Consider the following 1,358-nt stretch of genomic DNA (forward strand, 5'->3'; position numbering starts at 1 on the left):
ACAGGGACTCCCTGACAGTACCGACGCGTCCCTAGTGTTGACGGCAAGGCTGGATCTTGTTCACGACACAGGATTCACGACACAGGAGGACGAACGATGGAAAAGCGCACACTGGGCACCCACGGTTTGGAGGTCTCCGCCGTCGGACTGGGCTGCATGAGCATGACAGGTGGATACAGCGACAAGCCGGACCGGCAGGAAATGATCTCGCTGATCCGTGCCGCCGTGGACCGGGGCGTGACATTCTTCGACACTGCCGAAATCTATGGCCCGTACGCCAACGAGGAGCTCGTGGGCGAAGCGCTCGCTCCGTACAAGGGCCAAGTGGTGATCGCCACCAAGTTCGGGTGGGACATCGATCCCGCAGAACGCAAGCCGAGCGGGCGCGTGAGCAGCCGCCCGGAGGTCATCAAGGAGGTCGTGGACGGCTCTTTGCGCCGGCTGGGCGTCGACGCAATCGACCTCTACTACCAGCACCGGGTGGATCCCGACGTTCCTATCGAAGACGTGGCAGGTGCGGTCAAGGAACTAATCGAGGCCGGCAAGGTGAAGCACTTCGGCATGTCCGAAGCGTCCGCCGGAACCATCCGCAGGGCGCATGCCGTCCAGCCCCTGAGCGCCGTCCAAAGCGAATACTCCCTCTGGTGGCGCCGCCCCGAGGAAGAAGTGCTGGCCGCGTGCGAGGAACTGGGCATCGGCTTTGTGCCCTACAGCCCGCTCGGCAAGGGCTTCCTGACGGGAACCATTACCGCGGACACCAGTTTCGACGCCGGCAACGACATCCGCAGCACCATCCCCCGGTTCGCGCCGGATGCGCTCCAGCACAATGCCGCCGTCGTCGAGTTGCTCGCGAACATCGCACAACGCAAGGGTGCCACGCCCGGTCAGATCGCCTTGGCCTGGCTCCTGGCACAGAAGCCCTGGATCGTCCCGATCCCCGGAACGCGCAAGCTGCACCGCTTGGAGGAAAACATCGGTGCCGCCGCCGTCGAACTGTCCACCGCGGAACTGGGCGAAATCGAGGACGCCGCCTCCAGGATCCAGGTGCAGGGCGGACGCTACAACGACGCCGCGGAACGGATGACCAACCTCTAGGCGTACGCATGGTGCCACGCTTCCGGATGCTGTGAGCCGGACAAAAATGTCACAGTCCAGGCACAGCATAGGTATACAGGGGCCAAAGCGTGGGGTTCGAGGATGGGATACAGCTTCGAACCCCTCGGAGTTGAACCTCTAAGGAGCAACATCGTGAACAAAGTCCGGAAAATCGCCGTAGGCGCCGCCTTGATTGGCGCCGTCGCAGGCGGCGGAGCCCTCACCGCCATGGCCCTGCCCGCTAACGCCGCAACTACTGACAC

The 1,358-nt window shown here is 63.5% G+C and carries 1 protein-coding gene; it reads left to right on the top strand.

The window, feature by feature from the left end; all coding sequences use genetic code 11:
- The first annotated feature begins 96 nt into the window (after positions 1-96).
- Positions 97-1,095, top strand: coding sequence for an aldo/keto reductase (locus tag AHiyo1_RS08705; RefSeq protein WP_059388297.1), 999 nt, complete (start codon positions 97-99; stop codon positions 1,093-1,095).
- Positions 1,096-1,358 lie beyond the last annotated feature (263 nt).

Source organism: Arthrobacter sp. Hiyo1, from assembly GCF_001263615.2.
GTDB lineage: Bacteria > Actinomycetota > Actinomycetes > Actinomycetales > Micrococcaceae > Arthrobacter.